The 17,318-nt window shown below is 58.6% G+C and carries 14 protein-coding genes; 6 read left to right on the top strand and 8 right to left on the bottom strand.

The window, feature by feature from the left end; all coding sequences use genetic code 11:
- The first annotated feature begins 36 nt into the window (after positions 1–36).
- Positions 37–1,665: a HEAT repeat domain-containing protein gene (locus G494_RS0100840; RefSeq protein ID WP_028582989.1), complete on the top strand. Its 1,629-nt coding sequence runs from the start codon at positions 37–39 to the stop codon at positions 1,663–1,665.
- A 34-nt stretch (positions 1,666–1,699) separates the two neighbouring features.
- On the opposite strand, the gene G494_RS21305 is transcribed toward G494_RS0100840, so the two are convergent.
- Entirely contained in the window at positions 1,700–2,533 is an 834-nt protein-coding gene (locus G494_RS21305; protein WP_084456234.1) for a histidinol-phosphatase, read from the bottom strand.
- 110 nt (positions 2,534–2,643) lie between these two features.
- Positions 2,644–2,841: a hypothetical protein gene (locus tag G494_RS0100830; RefSeq protein WP_028582988.1), complete on the bottom strand. Its 198-nt coding sequence runs from the start codon at positions 2,839–2,841 to the stop codon at positions 2,644–2,646.
- A 563-nt stretch (positions 2,842–3,404) separates the two neighbouring features.
- Between G494_RS0100830 and G494_RS0100825 the strand changes: the two genes are divergently transcribed.
- Positions 3,405–4,349, top strand: coding sequence for a YkgJ family cysteine cluster protein (locus tag G494_RS0100825; RefSeq protein ID WP_028582987.1), 945 nt, complete (start codon positions 3,405–3,407; stop codon positions 4,347–4,349).
- Positions 4,350–4,492: 143 nt separating this feature from the next.
- Here G494_RS0100825 and G494_RS0100820 read toward each other — a convergent pair whose 3' ends face one another.
- The 3 genes from G494_RS0100820 to G494_RS0100805 form a co-directional block, all read right to left on the bottom strand.
- Positions 4,493–4,957 (bottom strand): CBS domain-containing protein, encoded by a 465-nt coding sequence (locus G494_RS0100820; protein ID WP_028582986.1) that lies wholly within the window; start codon positions 4,955–4,957, stop codon positions 4,493–4,495.
- Positions 4,958–5,129: 172 nt separating this feature from the next.
- Positions 5,130–8,702 carry a pyruvate:ferredoxin (flavodoxin) oxidoreductase gene (gene nifJ / locus G494_RS0100815; protein WP_028582985.1) on the bottom strand — a complete coding sequence of 1,191 codons (3,573 nt, stop codon included), beginning with the start codon at positions 8,700–8,702 and terminating at the stop codon, positions 5,130–5,132.
- A 474-nt stretch (positions 8,703–9,176) separates the two neighbouring features.
- Positions 9,177–9,356 (bottom strand): hypothetical protein, encoded by a 180-nt coding sequence (locus G494_RS0100805; protein WP_028582984.1) that lies wholly within the window; start codon positions 9,354–9,356, stop codon positions 9,177–9,179.
- Positions 9,357–9,795: 439 nt separating this feature from the next.
- Between G494_RS0100805 and G494_RS0100800 the strand changes: the two genes are divergently transcribed.
- The 4 genes from G494_RS0100800 (at position 9,796) to G494_RS0100785 (ending at position 14,154) form a co-directional block, all read left to right on the top strand.
- Positions 9,796–11,580 carry a chloride channel protein gene (locus G494_RS0100800; protein WP_028582983.1) on the top strand — a complete coding sequence of 595 codons (1,785 nt, stop codon included), beginning with the start codon at positions 9,796–9,798 and terminating at the stop codon, positions 11,578–11,580.
- 116 nt (positions 11,581–11,696) lie between these two features.
- Positions 11,697–12,065, top strand: a complete 369-nt coding sequence (locus G494_RS21300) for a RapZ C-terminal domain-containing protein (protein WP_084456232.1) — start codon at positions 11,697–11,699, stop codon at positions 12,063–12,065.
- A gap of 47 nt (positions 12,066–12,112) precedes the next feature.
- Positions 12,113–12,424 carry a phasin family protein gene (locus tag G494_RS0100790; protein WP_028582982.1) on the top strand — a complete coding sequence of 104 codons (312 nt, stop codon included), beginning with the start codon at positions 12,113–12,115 and terminating at the stop codon, positions 12,422–12,424.
- Positions 12,425–12,435: 11 nt separating this feature from the next.
- The gene (locus G494_RS0100785; protein ID WP_028582981.1) at positions 12,436–14,154 is read left to right on the top strand and encodes an ABC1 kinase family protein; all 1,719 of its coding nucleotides are present in this window, start codon (positions 12,436–12,438) and stop codon (positions 14,152–14,154) included.
- A gap of 26 nt (positions 14,155–14,180) precedes the next feature.
- On the opposite strand, the gene G494_RS0100780 is transcribed toward G494_RS0100785, so the two are convergent.
- Genes G494_RS0100780 through G494_RS0100770 form a run of 3 tightly spaced genes read right to left on the bottom strand, consistent with a single transcriptional unit; the run spans position 14,181 to position 17,220 of the window.
- A complete protein-coding gene (locus G494_RS0100780) occupies positions 14,181–14,504 on the bottom strand; it encodes a YdbL family protein (RefSeq protein WP_028582980.1) in 324 nt (107 codons plus the stop codon).
- Positions 14,505–14,517: 13 nt separating this feature from the next.
- A complete protein-coding gene (locus tag G494_RS0100775) occupies positions 14,518–14,706 on the bottom strand; it encodes a YnbE family lipoprotein (protein WP_035245099.1) in 189 nt (62 codons plus the stop codon).
- Between the two features lie 30 nt (positions 14,707–14,736).
- Positions 14,737–17,220, bottom strand: coding sequence for an intermembrane phospholipid transport protein YdbH family protein (locus G494_RS0100770; RefSeq protein WP_028582978.1), 2,484 nt, complete (start codon positions 17,218–17,220; stop codon positions 14,737–14,739).
- Positions 17,221–17,318 lie beyond the last annotated feature (98 nt).

Here is a 17,318-nt window from a genome sequence, read left to right as displayed (position 1 = left end):
TAACTACTATCAACATCTACTTTAAGGGGAGTGTGCATGGCCGCATTGAACGCCGAACATATGATCGAGGAAATCCGAGCCAATATCAAGACTGGGGACAGCCTGAAGGCACGGCTGGTACTCGACCATCTCGGTTCATTGGACCGGAAGCTTCAGAATCGGCTGCTCTACGAGTTGTTCAAGGCAGATGTGGAATTTGCCGTGCCGCTCCTCAACTATCTGCTGGTGGAACAGCCGGCCCTGGCCGTGGAACTGCCGGTGATTCGGGAAACCCTGATCTCCGATTTGATCGCCTATCCCGAGGTCCTGGTACAGGTCCTGCGCGATCCGGAGATCCATGATAAGTCGATCATGATCGAGACCGCCGGCGAGTTGAAGTATGAAGAGGCCACCCCGGCCCTGATCGATCTGTTGGCGGTCTCTGACGACAGCATGACCATGCGGCAGATCATCGAGACCCTGGGGCTGATCGGGGATCCCGAATGCATCAACACCCTGACCGACTTCCTCTATTCCGCTGATCGGGATTTGATCACCGTTGCCATCAAGTCGCTGGGCCTGGTGGGTACCCATACCGCCATGCATCGTCTGGCCGAGCGCATGGGCACCGACAATGAGCTGGATCTGATGATCCTGACCATCTTTGCAGAGGTCCAGGACCAGGTCTCCCTGGAAAAGCTCAACGATACCCTGCGCTCCCATCATGCCCATATGCGGATCTATGCCAAGGACGCCCTGGTTGAGATGGGGGTCAAGGCGGTGCCGGTCTTGATTGAAAATCTCAAAGAGGGGAACAGCGATCTCCTGGTCCATACCTTGAATATCCTGGGTGAGGTGGGCGATGAGAGTGCCATCCTGCCCATCAGGACCCTCCTGAACACGGTTCCCAAGAATGCCAATGTCCGTTTTGCCGCCTATGAGGCCCTGGCCCTGCTGCCGCTGCGCAAGGGTGCCTATACCCTTGCAGCCGGGTTGACCGATCGTGAGGACCATGTCTGCACCGCTGCGGCCCGGGCCATTGACCGCAACTTCAATGAGATCCTGGCTGCCGGGATCAAGAACATGATCCGGGCAGGGGGGGACGAGGCCCGTCATATCGTTAAGATCATCGTCAATGCCCAGGTGGATCGTGTCTTTCTCAGCCTGGCGGTGGAGGAGTTTTTTCAGAAGTTGGCCTTGATCTACCTGCCCCATGCCCATCCCGATATCCTCAGCCACTATGCCCGCTTGCTCAAGGACAAGGGGCTCACGGATTTTGCCGGCCAACTGGCCGGGGATCAGCAGGATCAGGGGACGCGCCTGAGGATCTGCGCGGTGGATGATTCGAGGATGATCCTGAATATTTATAAGGCGACCCTGCACGAAATCGGTTGTCAACCGGTCCTGTTTGAGTTCCCGGCAGGTGCGCTGGAGTGGCTGGGCAGCGAAAAGCCTGCGCTGGTGCTGACGGATTTGAACATGCCGGAAGTCTCAGGGATCGAGCTGACCCGCCAGATCAGGAAGTTGTACAGCGCCGAAGAGTTACCGGTGATCATGGTCACCACCCAGAGTGATATTCAAGATCATGAGGCGGCAAGCGAGGCCGGGGTCAACGACATCCTGATCAAGCCCTTTAACGCCGAAACACTGCGTCAGGCCATGGGCAAGTATATCAGCCTGGATTGAGAGGGGAGGCTGGGATGGGTGTTGGCCGGCAGACTCAGGAGCTTTGCTGCCGTCCATTGGGGCCATGGTCAGCTGCTGCCAGGATCTGTGCAAGGTACCGGGGAATCCGTTCAAAGTGGCGGCCGACCTGTTGGGGCTGGTGGGCGTCTGAGCCCAGGGTCAGCGGGATTCTTCGCGCCATGGCCCGGCCAAGGATCTCCTGGTTGGGAAAGGGGGCGTCCCTGATCTCAAATCCCGAGGTGTTGATCTCCAGCGCCACCTGGCGCATCGCCATGATCTCCAGGATCTCGTCAACCTGTTCCAGGTGTTCTTGGCCCAGGGCGATGCCGGGATAGTGACGCAGGGCCGCATCCAGATGACAGACCAGATCACACTCTATCAAGAGCAGGGCCTCTTTGATGGAGGCAAAGTAGGCTGTCAATACCCGTTCTGGGCCGTGGGCAGCGAGTTTGGCAAGTCCTTCCCGCCTGCGGCTGAGCAGGTTGAGATGTGGGCCCTGATCCAGACGGAGGAAGTGGCGGGAGAGGCCGACGCGATCCCAGGGGTGGGCTGCCAGCAGAGCCTGGAAGCGTTCCTTCTCCTCCGGATTATAGCCTGCTTCGACCCCCAACTGGATCCGGATTCTCCCCTGATAGCGTGCCCTGAGCCGTTCCCCCTCGCTGAAATAGGCGGCAAAGTCCTCGGGCCTCAACCAACTGCGTTGATGAAAGACGATCCCTGTCTCCAGGTGTTCTAAGAAGCAGATGGTGTGCAGGCCTTGGCGGATCGCCATCTGGACATACTCTTCCATGGTCCCTGAGGCGTGGTTGCAGAGGGAGGTGTGTACATGGCCGTCTAGTCCCGGGTCAATAAGGTCTGGAGGAAGCATGGTCAGGGGGTGGCTGGGAGAGGGACAGGGGGTGAGGTGGCCTGGAGCCTGGCCGGGAGAAGGACCTGGGGAAAAAGGGGGGAGGCGAAAAGGGATTAGGCGAAAAGGGATCAGGCATTACCACGGGGGAAGAAGTGGACCACGCCATCGATGTCAGAGGTGTCACAGATGTCGCCTATTTCCATTTCAATATCAATCAAATCGCCCATGCCGTTCATTTCCACGGAAAAGGACGGGCCGTCGGGAAGGTGGTAGATCAAGGTTTCAACCTTGGAGAAGTCGATGGCGTGAGCCAGGTATTTTTTCATAGGCATCTGATGCTCCCACAGGTCTCAACTTCTGAAAGAGGCGTATCCAAGAACAGTGTTCCTTTGGTTTTTTTTTCTGTTAACCTTTTCTGTTAACTATATGGTAGCTGATGGAAGGCGATACTGTAAAGGAAGGCGAGGAAAATTTCACCAAAAATCGAAGGCAACCAGCTGAAAACGGTGGGCTCCGGCCGGACCCTTGTGGGGGATTCTGCGATGTGCTGAAGGGGTCAACACCACGGAATTTGAGACAAAGCGTCCCCTTACCGGCTTGCAGCAGGGCGCTGGGCGCAGTGGCATGGTCGGCCAATTTAGGCGGATTTCTGCGACGATGGCAGGCGGTTCTTCCTGGTTTTTTGCTCGGCAGGAGCCAGGAAAACAGACAATTAGATTTGACAGGGGGTCGGGACATGGTACAATACCAAGTTCCTGTTCACACGCTGGCAGAAGGGCCCTGACCCTGTTCCACTGGGCCATGGAACCTTGAGTAAATTGAGATTTGAAGCCGTTGGGAGAGCTGTAGCCCATACGGTTTGCCGACGGTTTTCTAAAAGAGGTACAAAATGTCTGAGAAAGTGCAACCAGCACAATGCGATTCCACCATCTTCAAGAGTACGGACAAAAACCCGTCCAACATCCTGCCCGAAAAGCTGACCCTGGATTCAGCCTTACAGTTTGAATGCCATCCAGGCGTCTCCTGTTTTACCGCCTGCTGTCATAACATCAAAATCATCCTTACTCCTTATGATATCCTGGTGCTGCGCAAACGACTCAAGCTGGCAGCCCACGAGTTTATCACCCAGTATACCGAGCCTACCTTTTTGGAAAAGACCGATATGCCCGGAGTACAGCTCAAACTGGCGGGGGAGAAGAATGGTTGTCCCTTTGTTACCCCGGATGGTTGCACGGTCTATGAGGATCGGCCCACGGCCTGTCGCTACTATCCCATCGGCATGGCCGACTTTCATGAAGGCGGCACCGATGACGCAGCAGAGGATAAATTCTTTTTTATCGTCAAGGAGGACCACTGTAAGGGCCACCTGGAGCCCAAGCAGTGGACCATCGGTGAGTGGCGGGCCGATCAGGGGGTTGACCAGCGGGATGAGATGAACAAGGAGTGGTTGCGGCTGGTGATGCGCCGCAAGTCCTTTGGTCATCAGGCAAGCCTCAGTGATGCGGCCAAGCGGATGTTCTTCATGGCCTCCACCGACCTGGATACCTTTCGTAAATTTATCTTTGAGAGCTCCTTTCTGGAGACCTATGAGGTCGATGAGGCCACCATCGAGGAGATCAGGGAGGATGACATCAAGCTGATGGAGTTCTCGTTCCAGTATCTGGCCAATACCCTCTTTGGTGCCGGTGCCATGACCATCCGCGAAGAGAAACTCCAGAAGAAGGTGGCGGAGATCAAGGAACGCCAGGACAACGCCCTCAAGGATGCTGAGCGGGAGTATCTGGAACTGAAGGCCGAGCGGGACCAGATGGTACAGGAGCGAGGTGGTAACTAGTCACTGCCGCACCCCAGAGCCCAACCATCGTCCCCCGGCTGCCTTCTCGGACCTGGGGGAGAGTAAAAAAAAACGCCGTAACATCCCAGGATGTTACGGCGTTTTTTTTTATCGGTCTTCTGAGCCTGACAGGGTGAAGGGGCCTAGTCGTTGAAGAGATGGAAAAAGATGTCTGAGAGGTAGACCACCCCCACCAGCTTGCCGTTATCCACCACCGCTATCCGTCGGATCCGGTCCTTGATCATCTTGTCCACAATGGGCATCAGGGGTTCATCCGAGGGGACACTGGGAAAGGTGGTGTTCATGATTTGACGAACCGACTTTTCCTTGACCGATCTGACGAACTCATCCAACTCTCCCTTCCAGGCCAGGGTATCGCCATCGATCCCGAAATTCAAAAAGGAGGGTCGCAGGTGATAGAGAATGTAGAACATGCTGACCGTACCCACCAGGCGATGGGCCTCATCCACCACCATCAGGCTGACGGGCTTATGGCCGGTGGGGCGCACCTTGGCATGGAGAATTCTTTTGATGGCCTCTCCGGCAGGGGCGTCCACATTGATGGTGTCGTAGTTTTTTATCATTATGTCTTTTGCAAATAACTGCATACTAACAGGCTCCTTCTTGGCTATTAGGGTCGAATAGGATTGGATCGTTCCTCACTATATATATCAAGAGGCTCCATAAAAAAAGCAAGAGAAAAATGATATAAAAACAAATCAGCCCTGCCGGATAACCGGCAGGGCTGAAGGGTCCTACGTCTGTTGAAAGGGGAAGGGATTAGGCGTCCAGCGCCTTGGCCCAGGCCTTCAACATCTTCCAGGATTTGTCCGTATCCTTCTGGGATGCTTCCATCAACTGGTCGGTCATTTCCGGATTTGCAATCTTCAGCATCCGGTAACGATTTTCGTTCAAGGCATAGTCGGCAAAGGAGATGGTGGGCTCCTTACTGTCGATGGTCATCGGGTTCTTGCCATCGGCTTCCAGGTCCGGGTTGTAGCGGTACAGGGACCAGTGACCACACTCAACCGCCTTCTTCTGCTGCTCCAGACCATTGGCCATATTGATGCCGTGGTTGATGCAGTGGGCGTAGGCGATGATCAGGGAAGGTCCGTCATAGGCCTCGGCCTCGGCAATGGCCTTGATGGCCTGCTGGGGGTTGGCACCGAGGGAGATCCGAGCCACATAGACATTACCGAAGGTGGAGAAGATCATGCCCATGTTTTTCTTGGGGGCATTCTTACCGCCAGCGGCAAACTGGGCAACCGCGGCACGCGGGGTGGACTTGGACATCTGACCACCGGTGTTGGAGTAGACCTCGGTATCCATGACCATGACGTTGACGTTCTGACCGGAGGCCAGGACGTGATCCAATCCGCCGTAACCGATGTCATAGGCCCAGCCGTCACCACCGAAGATCCAGACTGACTTCTTCACCAGGTAATCGGCCACTGCAGCCAAGCGCTTGGCCACGATCTCTTTGGAGCCTTCCAGGCTTGCCTTGAGGGCGGCGATCCGCTCACGCTGGGCCTCGATGGCCTCCTGATCCTTCATCTCAGCATCCAGGATGGCGTCGGCAGCAGCCTTGTCCACCAGCCCGTCGGCAGCAGCAGCTTCCAGGAGCTCGGTAGCCTGCATACCCAGTTTGTCCACGGCCTGACGCATACCCAGGCCATACTCGGCGTTGTCCTCGAACAGCGAGTTGGACCAGGCCGGACCACGACCGTCATCGCGGGTGCAGTAGGGGGTGGTGGGCAGGTTGCCGCCGTAGATGGAGGAACAACCGGTGGCGTTGGCGACCATCATCCGATCACCAAAGAGCTGGGTGACCAGCTTGACATAGGGGGTCTCACCACAACCGGCACAGGCGCCGGAGAACTCAAACAGGGGCCGCAGGAACTGACTGCCCTTGATGGTGGCCGGCTTGATGGTGGCGCGATCTACCTCGGGCAGCTTGAGGAAGGACTGCCAGTTCTTGCTCTCGTGCTCGAGGACTTCCTCGGTGTTGGGGATCATGGTCAGGGCAGCATTGTCGGTCTTGTTGCCGTCCTTGTCCTTCTTGCGGGCAGGACAGACACTCACACAGAGGGTACAACCGCAACAGTCGGCGGTGGAGATCTGCATGGTGAACTTCATGCCCTTGTACTCTTTACCAACCGCATCGGCGGTCTTGAAGTCGGCGGTGGCACCGGCGGCTTCAAGGGCCTCAGGGGTGGCAACCTTCATCCGGATACAGCCGTGCGGGCAGACCAGAGAACAGCGTCCACACTGGATACAGGCTTCGGGATCCCAGGTCGCGACGTTGACCGCGATGTTCCGCTTCTCCCACTGGGTGGTGGCGGTGGGCCAGCGACCGTTGTCAGGCATCTCAGAGACCTTGATCTCTTCGCCGCGGCCTTCCATCATCTTGGCAGTGATATCCTTGACAAACTCAGGAGCCTCCGCAGGAACGGTGGGTGGTATCTCGTGACCGGTTACCTCGCTGGGCAGGGCAACTTCAACCACGTTCTCGATGGCACCGTCAACTGCGGCATAGTTCATGTTGACGATCTTGTCGCCCTTGATGCCGTAGGTCTTCTTGATGGCCTTCTTGATGGCCTCGATGGCATCTTCCTTGGTGAGGATACCGGAGATCATGAAGAAGGCGGTCTGCATGATCATGTTGATCCGGGCGCCCAGGCCGATGGCCTGACCGAGCTTGACCGCATCGATGATGAAGAACTTGGCATTCTTCTCGATCAACTGTCGCTGGGCAAGGGCGGGCAGATGGGCCCAGATCTCGTCCTTGGAGAAGTTGGTGGTCAGCAGGAAGGTACCGTTTTCTTCCAGGTTGGCCAGCATGTCGTAGCTGTCCAGGAAGGCAAAGTTATGACAGGCGATGAAGCTGGCCTTGTTGATCAGGTAGGGGGCAACCACCTGGTTCTCACCGAAACGGAGGTGAGAGACGGTCATGGAGCCGGACTTCTTGGAGTCATAGACAAAGTAACCCTGGGTAGAGTTCTCGGTCTCGCCGCCGATGATCTTGATGGTGTTCTTGTTGGCACCAACGGTACCATCAGAACCCAGACCATAGAACAGGGCCCGATAGACATCATCGCCTTCGATGTTGAAGTTCTTGTCGTAGGAGAGGCTGGTGAAGGCCACGTCATCGTTGGGGCCGACACAGAACTTGCGCTTGGGCGCAAAGGAGGCCATGTTGTCGTAGACCGCCTTGACCATGCCCGGAGTGAACTCGGCAGAGCCCAGTCCGTAACGACCACCCAGGATGATGGGCAGCATCATGGTCGGATTCATCTCGGCAGCTTCGCCGACGGCGGCACGAACGTCCAGGTAGAGGGGCTCGCCAAGGGCGCCGGGCTCCTTGGTACGATCCAGGACCGTGATTCGCTCTACGGTCTGGGGCAGGGCATTGACCATGGCAACCTGGTCAAAGGGCCGGAACAGACGGACGATGACCATACCGATTTTTTCACCCTGGGCAGCCAGGTAATCGACGGTGGAGGCCACAACCTCGGCACCGGAACCCATGATCACGATGACGTCGGTGGCATCCGGAGAGCCGTAGTAATCAAAGAGGTTGTACTGACGACCGGTCATGGCGGCGAACTTGTCCATGTTTTCCTGAACAATGGCAGGAATGGCTTCGTAGTACTTGTTGACGGTCTCACGACCGGTGAAGTAGACGTCAGGGTTCTGAGCAGTACCGCACATGGAGGGTTTGTCCGGGGTCAGGGCGCGCTCACGGTGCTCGATGATCAGGTCTTCGTCGATCATCTCACGCATGTCATCCATGGTCAGTTCTTCGATCTTGGCAACCTCATGGGAGGTACGGAAGCCGTCGAAGAAGTGGAGGAAAGGGATGCGGGACTGGAGGGTGGCCTGGGTGGAGATCAGCGCCATGTCCTGGGCTTCCTGGACATTCTGGGCACAGAGCATGGCCCAACCGGTCTGACGGGCGGACATCACGTCGCTGTGGTCGCCAAAGATGGACAGACCCTGGTAGGCGAGGGCACGGGCGGTTACGTGGAAAACGGTGGGGGTCAACTCACCGGCGATCTTGTACATGTTGGGCAGCATGAGCAGCAGCCCCTGGGAAGCGGTAAAGGTCGTACAAAGGGCGCCTGAATTCAGGGAGCCGTGTAGTGCACCGGCCACACCACCTTCGGATTGCATCTGAGAGATAACCGGGATGGAGCCCCAGATATTCTCTTGTTTCGCGTTCGCCTTGGCATCGGCTTCTGCCGCCATCGGAGAGGATGGCGTAATGGGATAGATTGTGATGACTTCACTGGTGGCATAGGCAACATGGGTACATGCCTGGTTGCCGTCAATGGTTACCATTTTTCGCGACATAGCTCATTCTCCTTACACGGTGGTTACTGTTTTCCGACAGTCATGCTGCCGGAAAGGGGTTGAAAAAAGAAAATTCTCCGGACAACGACCAGAGAATTAAACATACTTTATATCCTGATAAACCTGTTGTGGATTATAAATGATTGACGCTTCATTCAATGAAAAGCCCAGTGCGGGCCCTTGGTCTGCTATTCTGCCCCAATGGGGAGCTGATAAAAAAGAACAATATCGTATCCTTCAAGCTGATCGTCAAATTTTTGAGTCTGACCAGGGCTAAGCAATAAGATACAATAAAGCGACAAGATAAACTAAAACAATGTATTATGCAATGTTAAAGCGTCGGCTCCAAAGGCGGCCTGGCCCCAGGCGACAACTCTAGATGATCCTTCCAGTTTTCCAGCCATGGCATGGTTTTGGGGCCCGGCCTGCCCGGACAGGGTTGCCGGGCTGAGGCCGCGGTCCCGGGAGCGGCGGCTAGTCCTCCTGCTCGTCGATGATATAGGCCTTGATCTTGGTATAGAGGGATTCCGGAATCTCTTCTTCAAACATAAACTGCTCAGCCTCCTCACCACTGATGGTTGCTTTGACCTCCTGGGGCAGGGAGCGGAGAAAGGCGACGCGTTCCGGGTTGGGTGTGCGTTTGCTTTGGGACATGGTACAGATCCTCAGCTGGGGGTTAACAGGACGAGGCCCTGCAGGCTGCAGCCGAGCTGCACCGGCAGGGAGCAATGACACCACTAGTAGTGCTGAAAAGCCCTTCTGTAAACAGCGGAAACCAGGAAAAGAGCGGAGTCGGGAGCTCTGCTCAACCGGGACGGGATCCGGAACGGTGCTAAATGTTTAATCCCGCGGAAATAAGCGTACCAAACTTACCGTTCTTTTGGTATGCTGCCCCTTTTTGCCATCCCTGCCGCCCTGTTGTGCGCAGGAATATTGGCTTTGGGGAAGAGGACGCCTGTCAGCGGCAGGCCTGGGACCTGTTCCGCAGAGCGTGTCATCAAGACCTAGCTGGCCGGCGATCGTGCCTGTCGGACAGGGGTGATTTTATTCATTTACAGCTGCACTCCCTGCGGAGTGCTGCTCCGGAGCAGGTATGCGGGCCAAACTGAAACTCTTTCTTCCCGGCGAACGAACCCGGATGATCACCATTGCAGCCTTTATCGGGGTGATGGCCGGGCTGGCCATCATTGCCTTTCGTGAGTCGGTTGAGATGGTCCACGAGGTGGTCTTTGTCGGGGGCTATGAACTGCTCAGGATCGGAGAGGGGGGTTGGCGGATCCTACTCCTGCCCCTCTTGCCCATGGTGGGCGCCGCGGCTCTGATTCCCCTGTCCCTGGCCTTTCCCGGCAAGGTCAACGGCTATGGCCTCACCACCTTTCTCCGTCGGGTCAACCTGGAAAACGGCGTCTTCCGGGCCCGCAACCTCTTTATCAAGATCGTGGCCACGGCCCTGACCATAGGCTCAGGCAACTCCGCCGGGGTAGAGGGACCCATCGCCCAGATCGGCGGTACCCTGGGCTCCCAGGTGGGACAGCGGTTCCGGGTCTCGGGTAAACGGATGAAGGTCTATATCGCCGCCGGCTGTGCCGGTGGAATTGCCGGGATCTTCAATGCCCCCCTGGCCGGGGTCTTCTTTGCGGCCGAGATCGTCCTCCTGGGCACCTATGAGATCTCCTCCTTCTCCGCCCTGGTGATCTCTTCGGCCCTCTCCACCGTGGTTTCCAGGGCCTATTACGGTGAGGTCTCGGCCTTCCCCATCCCCGATTACCAGATCGTCAACTATTTTGTCGAACTGCCCCTCTACACCCTGATGGCGGTGTTGGTGGGGCTGCTGGCCGTGGTCCATATCCGTTTCTTCTACTGGGTCCGCGACCGTTTTCAGGGCATCACCTGGATTCATGCCCAGCTCAAACCCGTTGTCGGCGCCTTTGTCATCGGCTGCATAGGTATCTTTTTTCCCCAGGTCATGGGAGACGGCTACGAGTATATCGAGCAGGCCCTGGCCAGCCACGGGGTGGTCTGGGTGATGCTGGCCTTGATCTTTCTCAAGTCCATTGCCACCTCCATCACCCTCGGTTCCGGCGGGGCAGGAGGCGTCTTTGCCCCGGCCCTCTTCATCGGGGCGGTCATTGGCGGGGCCTTCGGCGGGATCGTCCATGGGGCCTTTCCGGAGTATACCGCCTCGTCCGGGGCCTATGCCACGGTGGGCATAGGGGCCTTCCTGGCGGCCTCCACCCATGCGCCGCTCACCGCCATCTTCCTGCTCTTTGAGATGACCGGCAACTACATGATCATTATCCCGGTGATGCTCACCGCCGTACTCGGCACCATCACCTCGTCCCGTTTTTATCCCGACTCCATAGACACCGTGGACTTCACCAGGCAGGGCATCAACATCCATGAGGGCAGGGAGGTGGCCATCATGAAGTCTGTCCGGGTGGGTAAGGCCATTACCGAAGATGTTGATTTTATCAGTGAGAACGCAAATATAAATCACCTGCTCGAGTTGTTCCGCTTTGCCAGGGACAGCTTCTATTTCCCTGTGGTCAACCATAGGGGCTTGATGGTCGGGGTGGTCTCCATGCAGGATGTGAAGACCATCCTCCATGACGCCGAGCAGCGGGTCTGTTACCTGGTGGGGGCCATCTGTACCCGGGACGTGATCATGCTGACCCCGGACGACAATCTCTACGAGGCCATGCAGCTCTTTGATGTCAAGGGCATCGATGAGATCCCGGTGGTGGAGACCCTGGAAGAACCCTGGGTCTTGGGGATGTTGAAACGACAGGATGTGATTGCCGCCTACAACCATGAGATGCTCAAACGGGGCATCGGTGAACGGGCCGAGTCCATCCGGATGCTCTGCTCCACCACCTGAGCGCCCCAGGCTTTCCGGGCGGCAGGGAATTATCGTTTTAGTCCTGTCCTTTGACCGGCGGGGATGTATAATATGAGCAGTACAGTGTCAAGTGGAGAGCCAATGGGAGTTGAGCCGTGAAAATTGTTCTTTATTCATTCGGATTCAAGCATGGCTACCCGGAGGCGGATGTGGTCTTGGATGTGCGCTTTCTGCCCAACCCTTACTGGGTGGCTGAACTGCAGGGGGGCACCGGCTGTGATCCCCAGGTGGCCCTCTATGTCCTCAACAATGACGGCGGCCGTCGTTTCCTGGCCGGTGCGGAACCTTTTCTCCGTTTCCTGCTGGAAGAGCATCAGCGTAAGGGGCGGGAGCAGCTTACCCTGGCCATCGGCTGTACCGGAGGCCGGCACCGCAGCGTTGCGGTCACCGAGCATCTCCGTGCTTACTTGACTGCCTGTACCTTCACTCCGGAGGTCTATCACCGGGATATCGATAAAGAGTAACAGGGTGGCGACAGCCGACGAGCGGCTGAGCTATCCGGGAGGTTGTGATGCTGGAAACCTTGAAGAATGCCCTCTACACAGGAATTGGTACCGCCTTTCTGACCAAGGAAAAGATCGAGGAGTTGAAGGGGGAGCTGGTGGCCAAGGGCAAGTTGACCCGGGAAGAGGGAAAGCAGTTTGTCGATGAGTTGGCCGGCAAGTCGGAGAAGGCCCGGGAGCAGCTGGACCTCTGGCTGAACCGGAGGGTGGAGGAGCGGGTCCAGCAGCTCGACCTGGCCACCAAGGATGATCTCGAAGAGTTGCGCCGCCAGGTGGAGGAGCTGCAGGTGGCCCTCAATATCCGGGATCAGGAGCAGTAGTTCCGGGCGTGATGTTCAGTATTCGTAAGCTCGGCGCCATCGGCCGGACCTACCGTCACCTGAACCGGTACCATCGGATCCTGCGGGTACTCTTCAAGTACGGCTTTGATGACCTGGTCGATCGGCTCCACATCGATCAGTACCTGGAATCGGGCCTGCAGATGATCAACCGCAAGCCCAGGGAGCAGATCGCCCGGCTCTCCCGGCCGGAGCGGCTGCGCCTGGTCTTCGAGGAGCTGGGCCCCACCTTTATCAAGCTGGGGCAGCTGCTCTCCACCCGTCCTGATTTTATCCCTGCCGATTACCTGGATGAGTTGGCCAAGCTCCAGGATGATATCCCTCCCTTCTCCTATGAAGAGGTGGCGGCCATCATCGAGGAGGAACTGGGCAGGCCTCCGGCGGAAATCTTCCTCCACTTCGACCCGAACCCGCTTGCCGCGGCCTCCATCGGCCAGGTGCACCGGGCCCGGCTGGACAGCGGTCAGGGTGAGCATCCCTCGGGTCAGGAGGTGGTGGTCAAGGTCCAGCGGCCCGAGATCGAGAATATCATTGCCGTGGATCTGGAGATCCTCACCCATATCGCCGGGCTGATGGAGCAGTACCTGGAGGAACTCCAGGGGCACCGGCCCACGGCCGTGGTCCAGGAGTTTGCCCGCAGCCTTAGCCGGGAGATCGATTTTTCCATCGAGCTGACCAATATCCAGCGTTTCAGTCGTCAGTTCGAGGGCAACCAGACCATCCATGTTCCCTTTGTCTGCTCATCTTTGAGTACCGACCGGGTGCTGGTCATGGAGTATATCGACGGGATCAAGTGTTCCCATCTCGATCAACTCCAGGGCGCGAACCTGGACCTGCCCCTGATCGCCCGACGCGGGGCCAACCTGGTGATGGAACAGATCTTTGTCCACGGCTTCTTCCACGCCGACCCCCATCCAGGCAACCTCTTCATTTTGGCCGACAACCTGGTCTGTTTTATCGATTTCGGTCAGATGGGCCGCCTTTCGCTGAAGGATCGGGAGGATTTTACCGATCTGGTGCTCTGTCTGGTGGCCGGCGATGAGCGCAAGATCACCAACTGCTTGCTCCAGGTGACCATCCAGCAGGGGGAGATCGATCGGGAGGGCTTGACCGGTGATCTGGGCAACCTGATGGATATGTACCTCTACCGCTCCCTGGGTGAGCTGGAGGCGGGCAAGATTCTCCAGGACCTCCTCTCCCTGGTCTCCCGGCACAAACTCTCCCTCAAGCCCGGTCTCTACCTGATGATGAAGGCCCTGGCCACGGTGGAGGGGGTCGGCCTGCTGCTGGATCCCGAGCTGGAGCTGATCGCCCTGGCCAAACCCTTCATGCGCAAGATCCGTTACGGTCGGCTCCAGCCGGATCGGTTGGCCGATGAGCTGCTTCACACCGGCGGTGCCTACCTTCATCTCTTTCGGGAGGCACCCGATGAGCTCCTGGCCATTGTCCGCCAGTTGCGGGGCGGGAAGATGAAACTCGAGTTTGAACACCTGGGGGTAGAGGCCCTGGGTTCGACCCTGGATCGGCTCTCCAACCGGATTGCCTTTGCCATTGTCCTGGCTGCCCTGATCATCGGCAGTTCCCTGATCGTCCTGGCCGATATTCCTCCCCGCTGGCACGGCATCCCCCTGGTGGGGCTGGTGGGCTTTGTGGTGGCCGGGATGATGGGCTTCTGGCTGCTGCTCTCCATCATCCGTCATGGTCGGATGTAAGCCCGCTGTCGGTTCAGCTGAGCACTCTACTTCCTACGCCACTTTCCCTTGATCCGGACAAACTGACCGGCCGGAGTCTTGTTCATGGCCTTTTCACCGGCCAGTTGCTCCACGGCCTTGAGACTGGTCTTGTTGCGCTGGGCAATCTGCTGGTAGTGTTGCCTGCGTTTGTTGTTGATCTGCTCGGCCAGCCGGACGGCTTCTCCATGGGCCGGTTTGACCGCAGCCAGGTAGCCTGTGGAGGTTTCCCCCACCAAGCCCTGGTTCTTGGCCGTCTGCAGGTCCAGGGCCCAGGCAGAGCCGCAGCAGAGCAGCAGCATGATCAGCAGCTGTGATAGAAATTTTTTCATGATCTTCCCCTGATTAAAATAGGCCACTCTCTTCACTGAACACATCGTCCAGCTCCTTCTCCACCTTGACCTTGATCTCATGCTCAATCTTGACGTTGAGGTTGATGGTGATCGGTTTTTCCGGAGGTGCAACCTGCACCGTGGGCGTGCAGCCGACCAGGAAAATGGTGAGCAGGATGGCGCCTATGATTGGCTGGTAGATGGCTCTCACCTTGGCTCCTCTTGGTGCGGATTATCGGTGTTGTTGAAGTCGGTTTTCCAACTCCCTGCTTATCTTGCTATTATACTGAAGGCTTCTCAGGAGGGAAAGCAGATTCTGCTCGGTGCGGATGTTGAGGTGCACCGCTCGGCTGGCGGAGAGGGCCGGGCTCTTGCCCTCCAGCTGCAGCTCGACCACCAGGGTGCCGTCGGGCTGATAGCTGACCGGAGCCCGGAGTCGGGTGTAGTGGAACTCCTCAAGGGCCTTGAGCACATAGCCGCTGAACTGGGAGGGGGGAGTCGTGCCGGCAGGAGGCCGGAAACGGATGGTTCCGCCCCGGGCTGAACCACTGAGCCTCCCCTCAGAGAGCCGCAGCCCCTCCTGATCCAGGCTCAGGGGCAGGTGGGCATCAATGGTGCCGCTGACCTCCAGCCCCTCCAGCTTGAGCAGGCCGACCATGGCCGGCAGTGCCAACTCGCTGGCCTCCAGGGTGAGGGCCTGGCTGTCACTGTTGGGGTCATAGCGAAGCTCCCGGCCATGCAGTTGTCCTTCAAAGAGCGAGGCCCTGAGTCCTTCAATCACCAGCAGCGGCCACGGGCCGCTGGCTGCGCTCACCAGTTGGAGATCCGCCTGGATGGACTCCAGGGGAACCGGGGTCTCGAGGCGCTGGAGAGAGAGGCGGCCGGGCTGCAGGGAGTGCAAGCCGGGGCTGAGCTCCAGGGAGTGGTCAAGGCTCAGCTCCTGAAAGGGAAAGCCCCTGAGCATGCCCCCTGCCTGATTCAGCTGGAGTCCGGCAATGACCCTGGGGGGGGCTTCGGGGAACCAGCCGGCCTCTGCCCGGAGCATGAGCCGGCCGCTGTTGAACTCCAGGGGCAGCTCCACTCCCTCCACCAGTTGCTCCAGGCCAGCCTGCTCGCTAAAAACGATCGCCTCGCTGCTGCTCAGTTCTGCCCGGCCCTGGCCGAGGTCCAGTCGGTGTACCAGGCTGAGCTCCAGACTGCCCTCCAGTCGGTGCGGCTGGCAGTGGAGCAGGGCCTGGAGGCGCTCCTCTTCCAGGCGGATCTCGCCCCGGAGTTTCTTGAAGGACACCCCCTTGCCCCGGGCGCGGAGGCTGAGAGCCGGCGCGGAGATCTCCAGGTGAACCCTGGTTTGCTCCTCCTGCCCCCGGATGGCCAGCGGGGTGAGGGTAAAGGGGGCCAGCTCTACCTGCCCCTGGGGATGGTGAAGCTGGAGCGCACCGCTCTGCCAGGGCGGGCTGCTCAGCTGCCAGCTCCCTGGCTGCAGGGAAAAGAGTGCAGGCTTTCCCCGGGTCAGGCTGCAATGCAGGCTGGGGATCCGGCTGGCACCCAGGGTCAGATCCTGGGCCCGGATTTCGGTTTTCGGCCTCAGCTCCAGGGTGAGGGAGCGGCCGGCCTTGCCCAGGCTGCGGGGTGGAGGCAGCTGAAGTTTCGCCAGCTGGGAGCTTCCCAGTCGGAGCCCCTGGCCCTGCCAGGGGGGGGGATCCTTGAAGCGCAGCTGCCAGGCGTCCCCCCTCTGCTGGAGGATACTGGCGAGCCCCAGCTGAAGCCGGTCTGCGGAGAAGGAGCCCGTGCTCAGCCTGCTGAGGCTCAGCCTGGACCCGGCCAGCAGCTCAACCCGGCCTGGCCCCGGGGACGCTCCAGCCAGCTGCAGGGCAAAGCTCTCCAGGGAGTGTCTGCCCCAGCCCAGCTCGCTGCCTCTCAGCTCCAGCCTGAGAGCGAGGGGATCTGCCAGCTCCAGGGAAAAGGAGCCCTGGAGCCGGCCAGTCAGGGGCGGCAGTGCGCCTTGGGGGAAGAGTCGGCCAAGGGGCTCCAGCGGCAGCTCAACGGTCCCCTGCAGTCGTTCCGGCTGAAGGCTGAGTTGCAGCCATGGCTTCTGCTTGCCAGGGAGGGTGGGGATCAGCTCCAGGCGGAGGGGCCGGCTTCTCAGATGTTGGACCCTGAGCTCAAACTGCTCTCTGGCTGAGAGCCGCAGCTCCAGGCGTGCCTCCAGCCCCTGCTCCTCTCTGGAGATCTCCGCCGCAGGCGGTTGCACCGTTTCCGGCAGCAGGGGAGCACCCTGGATAAGCAGCTGCTCGATTGTAAGGGAGTTGCAGGGGAGCTCTACCTGCTCCAGCCTGGTGAGCAGCTTCCTGACAGCGTCTCTTTCGGGGAAAGAGCTCTCCGGGCCCTTTGGAGCCGAGGCTGCGGGCAGTCGGAGGCTGAGTCGCTTGATCACGATCTGATCAACACCACCCCTGAGCAGTTGGCCGAGTCTGTAGTGGATGGTGGTGTTGCCGAGCTCAAGCCGCAGGGAGCCCTTGGGGGGAGCAAGGCTGGCGACAGCACGACCGATCACCAGCTGGTCACGCTCCACGGACTGCAGCTCGAGTTCCACCCCTGCAAGGCCTGCCCGGGTCAACAGGGGGGGGAGGACGGCTTCCAACAGGGGAAGCCGGTAGCTGAGCAGGGCCGCCGACAGGGCGAAGAGGAGAAGAGAGAGGAGGGCGAGCAGGCGCATGGCAGCCTTAGGTTTGAGGATTTTTTGAAGATCAGCACCAAGTATAGCAAGCCGGCGGTGCGGCTCAAGGGAAAAATATGGCTTGCCAGGGGGACAGG

Source organism: Desulfogranum mediterraneum DSM 13871, from assembly GCF_000429965.1.
GTDB classification, from domain to species: Bacteria; Desulfobacterota; Desulfobulbia; order Desulfobulbales; family Desulfobulbaceae; genus Desulfogranum; species Desulfogranum mediterraneum.
The sequence above is the reverse complement of the archived record's forward strand: the minus strand, read 5'-3'. Positions and strand labels throughout refer to the sequence as shown.